This is a genomic window from Clostridium sp. K04, assembly GCF_019734375.1.
Taxonomy (GTDB): Bacteria; Bacillota; Clostridia; order Clostridiales; family Clostridiaceae; genus Clostridium; species Clostridium saudiense.
Genome location: NZ_JAASHD010000015.1, coordinates 72,440 through 78,502, shown reverse-complemented (window position 1 = coordinate 78,502; position 6,063 = coordinate 72,440). Strand labels below are relative to the sequence as shown.

The 6,063-nt window shown below is 26.4% G+C and carries 5 protein-coding genes; 4 read left to right on the top strand and 1 reads right to left on the bottom strand.

The window, feature by feature from the left end; genetic code table 11:
• The first annotated feature begins 200 nt into the window (after positions 1–200).
• Together HCG70_RS08180 and HCG70_RS08175 are read left to right on the top strand one after the other, a co-directional pair.
• A complete protein-coding gene (locus HCG70_RS08180; protein WP_221697682.1) occupies positions 201–1,364 on the top strand; it encodes an AI-2E family transporter in 1,164 nt (387 codons plus the stop codon).
• Between the two features lie 132 nt (positions 1,365–1,496).
• A complete protein-coding gene (locus HCG70_RS08175; RefSeq protein ID WP_042394973.1) occupies positions 1,497–1,652 on the top strand; it encodes a zinc-ribbon domain-containing protein in 156 nt (51 codons plus the stop codon).
• Positions 1,653–1,754: 102 nt separating this feature from the next.
• Here the strand turns inward: HCG70_RS08175 and HCG70_RS08170 are convergent, their stop codons facing one another.
• Positions 1,755–2,591: a tetratricopeptide repeat protein gene (locus tag HCG70_RS08170; protein WP_221697681.1), complete on the bottom strand. Its 837-nt coding sequence runs from the start codon at positions 2,589–2,591 to the stop codon at positions 1,755–1,757.
• Positions 2,592–2,786: 195 nt separating this feature from the next.
• Between HCG70_RS08170 and HCG70_RS08165 the strand changes: the two genes are divergently transcribed.
• Entirely contained in the window at positions 2,787–3,566 is a 780-nt protein-coding gene (locus HCG70_RS08165; protein WP_055292221.1) for an endonuclease/exonuclease/phosphatase family protein, read from the top strand.
• A gap of 218 nt (positions 3,567–3,784) precedes the next feature.
• Positions 3,785–6,016, top strand: a complete 2,232-nt coding sequence (locus HCG70_RS08160; protein ID WP_221697680.1) for a metallophosphoesterase family protein — start codon at positions 3,785–3,787, stop codon at positions 6,014–6,016.
• The last annotated feature ends 47 nt before the right edge of the window (positions 6,017–6,063 follow it).

Sequence of the window (6,063 nt, the reverse complement as noted above, 5' to 3'; positions counted from 1 at the left end):
TTCCCATAAAAATTGCTCCCTCTATAGTAATGACAGTTTTATTATTTTAACTGTCTACTATAAAGGGAGCATATCATAATGTTACTGTTTTTTTAAACATAATTATTATATTATTATGTAATATATTTAGAAAATATTAATAAATAATGCTAATAAAGTATGGTAAAATAATATTACTATTTTAGTAGGGAGGATAAGAAATGAAAATTAATTGGAATAATAAATATGCAACAATTTCAATATATGCTTTTTTGGTTATTTGTGGTAGTATTCTTTTATATTTAGGAATATCGCAAATTAATGAGATAAAGTTAGTTATAAGTGATTTCATAGGTACATTACAACCATTTATTATAGGAGGGTCATTAGCTTATATATTAAACTTTATTTTAAAGTTTTATGAAGAATATGTTTTATCATATAAATGGTTTAAAAATTTAAAGAAAAATGGTAAAAGGGGAATTGGAATATTATTTACATATATAACAGCTACAATAATAAGTTACTTATTTATTCAATTTGTACTTCCACAATTAATTGATAGTATAGTTGGACTTGTAAATAATATACCGCAATATTTAAATGATGTGACTAAACTTACTAATGAAGTTGTAGGAAATATTAATTTACAACCAGAGTATGTAGATTTAATTACTAGCAAATTAGGAGAAGCAATTAATTATATTATAACTATAGTGAGTAATTTACTTCCTGTAGTTGGTAATTTTATTGTAGGAGCAACATCAAGCATTTTAAATATAATTATTGGTATAATTATATCAATTTATATTTTAATAGATAAAGAAAAGTTCATGGCTTTAGGTAAAAAGATTACTTATGCACTATTTTCAGAAGAAAGAGCAAAATTTGTTTTAAAATTAGCAACTAAAAGTAATACGACTTTTAGTAGGTTTATTGGTGGGAAAATTTTAGATTCAGCTATCATAGGGGTATTAACATTTATTATATTAACAATTTTTAAAATGCCATATGTATTATTAATTTCAGTTATAATTGGTGTAACTAATATAATACCATTCTTTGGACCATTTATTGGTGGGATTCCAGCAGCAATAATAATTCTTTTTGTTTCACCAATACAAGCATTATGGTTTATTGTTATAATAATTGTTATTCAACAAATTGATGGTAATATAATAGGACCTAAGATTCTTGGAGATTCTATTGGAATCTCTGCCTTTTGGATATTATTCTCATTATTAGTAGCTGCAAAATTCATGGGATTTGTAGGAATGATAATTGGAGTTCCATTATTTGCAATATTCTATTCTATAATAAAGGAAATAGTAGAAGATAAGCTAAGTAAAAAGGGGTTACCTGTAGAAACTGATAAATATAAATAAAAAATGTATAGAATTTTGAAAGGTGTGTATACTATTATAATGTAAAGACAAGAAGGGTATATAAACAGTAACCAAATTTTATTATTTTGTTGTTATTTTTGTTTAGACCTTTCATATATGGAGGAATTATAAATGACAGACAAAACTTTAACATGCAGAGACTGCGGAAATGAATTTGTTTTCACTGAAGGAGAACAAGAATTCTACAAGGAGAAAGGGTTCGAAAATGAACCAACAAGATGTGCTGCTTGTAGAAAAGCTAAGAAACAACAAAATAATAGAAGATAATTATATCGTATTGTTTCTTAAGAGTCATAGATTTAAATCTATGGCTCTTTTAATATAAAAATAAAACTATCTTGAAAAATGATTTCCAAGATAGTTTTATTTTTATTGATTAAATGATTTAATTAATACTGAATTAAGAGCTTGATCAATATCTTTATGACTAACTAAACTAACAAGAGATTCATTTAATCCTTCTGCAGTTCTTAGAAGTTCAAATGCTTGATCGCAATTTCCACTTTTTCTTTCGATTAAAGCAGAATAATAATAAGGTTCAATAAAGTTAACATTTTCTTTTATTAAATAATCAAACTCTTTTTTTGCTTCATCAAACTTTTCAAGCTTAAAGCAGATTTCTGCATAATTTGATTTAATAATGTTATTGTCAGAATTGAAATCCATGGCTTCAGTTATGTATTTTTCAGCCTCAGTAAATTTTCCAGAACCTATAAGTAATGATGTTAAAGTTTCATAAATATAAGTATTTTTATTATCTTTTATTAAGTTTTTTAATAGTGTAATACCTTCTTCTTGAGAATTTGTTTTCCATAAAACTATAGCCTTTGTTATTTCAAGATTTAATGATTCACGTGGTTTTATATTTTTATGTTTTAGGTTTTCGTTAATATATTCTCTAGCTAAAGAAGCTTTTCCATATTTTAATTCACAAATTAAATAATTAGAAATTATAGGACCATTACAGTAGTTTGACATAGCCGCATCCCTATAGCATTCTAAGGCTGTTTCATAATCTTCTAATTTATATGCTTTCATACCCTTATAAACTTTAATAAAATACCCTTTTGTTATTATTAAATAAATTAATAATAATGATAAAAATAGTAAAATTGCTAATTGTAGTCCTAAAAATACTGAAGATATTAAAGAAACTGCAATAATAAGAATTAAAATAAGATTTGTTTTGTTTAAATTCTTCCCCATATAAACCCCTCCATTATATTGTATAAATAAAATATATTATAATATTTAGGTTAAATTTAGTATAATAATCTATTATAGTATTATTATACATTATGTAAATAATTTCACAAGTCATTAATAAAAAGTTAATATCTTGAAGAAAATATTATAGGGCGTATAATTATAATAGCGAAAATATAGAAAGGGAATTAAGATATGAGAGTAATGTCCTTTAACTTAAGAAGTGATTTTATTTTAGATTTTAAGAATAGATGGGATAAGAGAAAACATATAGTATATGAAGTTATTGATAAATATGATTGTGATATTATAGGAGTCCAGGAAGTAACAAATAAAATGTTTGATGATATAATAGATAACTTTAAAAGTTATACAATAGTAGGAAGTGCAAGAAGTAAAAAGTATTTTTCAGAAAGAAATAATTTATTTGTAAAAAATAAAAATAAAATAATCAAGCATAATACATTTTGGTTATCTAAAAGTCCAGATAAGGTAGGAAGTCAGCTTTGGTATTCATTATATCCTAGAATATGTACTACTGCGGTGGTTGAACTTGAAAATGGAGATAAAGTAAGGGTTTATAATACTCATCTAGATTGTTTTTTACCTCAAGCAAGGGATTTTGGACTTAAAAAATTGTCACAGTTTATTGATAAAAATCGCAAAGAGGAAAAACTTCCTGTGATAGTTATGGGAGATTTTAATGCAACTCCAGACAGTAAAATTATTAAAAAGTTTGCGGCTGGTGAGTATAATACAGATAGGTTTGTAGCTGTTCAAGAAGTTAAAAGGGAACTGTATAAAAAGTCTACTATGAGTAAATTTAAAGGTAAAGAAAATGGACTTCATATAGATTATATATTTGTAAGTGAAGATTTAGAAATTGTAGATGTAGATATTGTAAAATATAACGACAATGGAAGTTATCCATCAGATCATTATCCATTAATTGCAGATATAAAAATAAAAAAGTGAATAATTGAATAATAAAAAGCAACTTTATTATAAATATATTTTTAGGATTATTAAAAATATATTGTAATGAGTTGCTTTTTATAAGTTAAATAAAAGTTAAGTAATTTTAAGATATGTAAAAAGTAGCAATATAAAGTTAATAAATGTTAAAAAATGATATTTCATAAAAAAGTTAATATATAATTCATTTTGTAAGTAATTACAAGGGGGATTTTAAAATGATAAAAAGAACTAAAAAAATAATGTCAGCAATAATAGTTGCAATGATGGTGGTTACAACAAACAGTTATAATGTATTTGCAGCAGATGATGACAAATGGACAGAAGCAACTAAGGGAGAAGCATGGGATGAATGGTGCGAAAGATGGGAAATAATAAAAACAGATTGGACACAACTATCATTAACACCAGGAGCTGATGCAACACAATTAAATTTTGCTTGGTATTCGGTAATTGGAGAAGAAAATCCGATTGTTAAGGTAAGTAAAAATTATGATATGAGTGATGCAAAAATTTTTGAAGGAAATCAAAGTAGTGCAGTACCAGGTTATGTTTCAAATAAAGTAACAGTAACGGGATTGGAGGAAAATTCCAAATATTATTATAGTTATGGAACTAATGATAATTGGAGCGAAGCCATAGAATTTAAAACTCAAAGTACTAACAAATTTGGTTTTATTTTAGTAGGGGATCCGCAAATAGGATCATCAGCAGGTAATATTGCAACTGGTGAAACTACAGAACAAGGTCAGGATAATGCTACAAGAAATGATACTTTTAACTGGAATAATACAATTAATAAAGCTTTAAGTTTAATGCCAAATGCTAGCTTTATTTTATCTGCTGGTGATCAAATACAATCACGAAACAAAAAAGCAAATCAAACAGAAGCCTTAGAATATACAGGAAATGAAGTAGAATATGCGGGGTATTTAAGTGCTGATGCATTAAGCTCACTACCAGTTGCTACATCTTTAGGAAATCATGATGCTGTAAGTGGTAACTATTCATATCATTTTAATAATCCAAATGCAAGTTCATTAGGAGCAATGAGTAGTTTAGGTAGTGGAATTAATGGAGATTATTATTATAGGTATGGTAACACATTATTTATTATGTTGAATACTAATAATACTAATACTGCTGAACATGAAGCATTAATGAAGGAAGCAATTGCAGTAAATGAAGATGCTACTTGGAGAGTGGTTACTTTACATCAAGATATTTATGGTTCAGCAGAGCATTCAAATGAGCCTGCTATTGCAGAATTAAGATATAAATTAGTGCCAATATTTGAAGAAAATAATGTTGATATAGTATTAACTGGACATGATCATGCTTATGCAAGAACTCAAATATTAAAAGGTGGTAAATTAAGTGAAGGGTTATCATTAATGGATGAAGATAAATTTGATGAAATTGCAGAAGAAGAATATAAAAGTGGAATACTTTCAAATGATGAAGAATATTTGTCATATTTATCAACTATAGAAGATAAAGATGCTGTTGTTAATGATTTAAGTGTACGAGGTAATAATATTTCTAATCCTGATGGGATATTATATATTACTGCAGGTTCATCTACAGGTAGTAAATATTATAATAATTTAGCAAGACAACAAGCATATATTGCAAATAGATGGCAAGAATATGCTCCAACTTTTAGCACTATTAATATTGATGATGTAAGCTTATCAATAAGCACATATAGAACAGATACAATGGAGAAAATTGATGAAACAGTTACGCTTGTAAAATCAGTTAAGTATGGAAACTTAGTAGAAATAATTGAAGATGCAGAAGCAAAAGTTGAAGAAAAGGATAATTATACTTCATCAACTTGGGAAGCTTTTGAAGCAACACTTCAAAATGCACAAAAAATTGCAGAAGAGTCAAATATAAATGAAGAAATCGTTACAGATGCTTATGGTAATTTAAAAGCAGCAATAGATCAATTAGTTTTAAGAGGGGATGTATCAGAATTAGAAAATGAAATTATTCTTGCAGAAAAGTTAGTAGAAAATGCTGTGATTGGAACAGAAGAAGGTCAATATCCTGAGGAGGCTAAGGAGGGTTTATTAGTGGCAATTAATACTGCTAAAGAAGCATGTTATTCAGATAATTCAAGCCAAGCAGTTATAGACGAAGCCTTAACAACATTAAAAACAGAAATTGCAACATTTGAATCTAAAGTAATAGTTAAGAATTCATCTACAGATACTAATAATGGAAATAATGACAATTATAATAATGGCAGTGGAAATACTAATAATGGATCAAGTAATAATACATCAACTCCAACGAAGAAACCTAATACAGCTGTGAAAACTGGAGATTTATCTAATGTATTAGTTTATAGTATTTTATCATTAGCTGTTGTTGGATTAGCTGCTTTAGGATTAAAGAAAAGAAAAGTATTGTTAAATAATATAAAAGATAAAGTGAAATAAAAAATAGGGGGTTATCTCAAAATAATCAAAATAGTATTTAAAATATT

Coding starts and splice junctions, on each gene's coding strand:
- HCG70_RS08180 (WP_221697682.1), top strand. CDS start 201: ATGAAAATTAATTGGAATAATAAATATGCAACAATTTCAATATATGCT.
- HCG70_RS08175 (WP_042394973.1), top strand. CDS start 1,497: ATGACAGACAAAACTTTAACATGCAGAGACTGCGGAAATGAATTTGTT.
- HCG70_RS08170 (WP_221697681.1), bottom strand. CDS start 2,591: ATGGGGAAGAATTTAAACAAAACAAATCTTATTTTAATTCTTATTATT.
- HCG70_RS08165 (WP_055292221.1), top strand. CDS start 2,787: ATGAGAGTAATGTCCTTTAACTTAAGAAGTGATTTTATTTTAGATTTT.
- HCG70_RS08160 (WP_221697680.1), top strand. CDS start 3,785: ATGATAAAAAGAACTAAAAAAATAATGTCAGCAATAATAGTTGCAATG.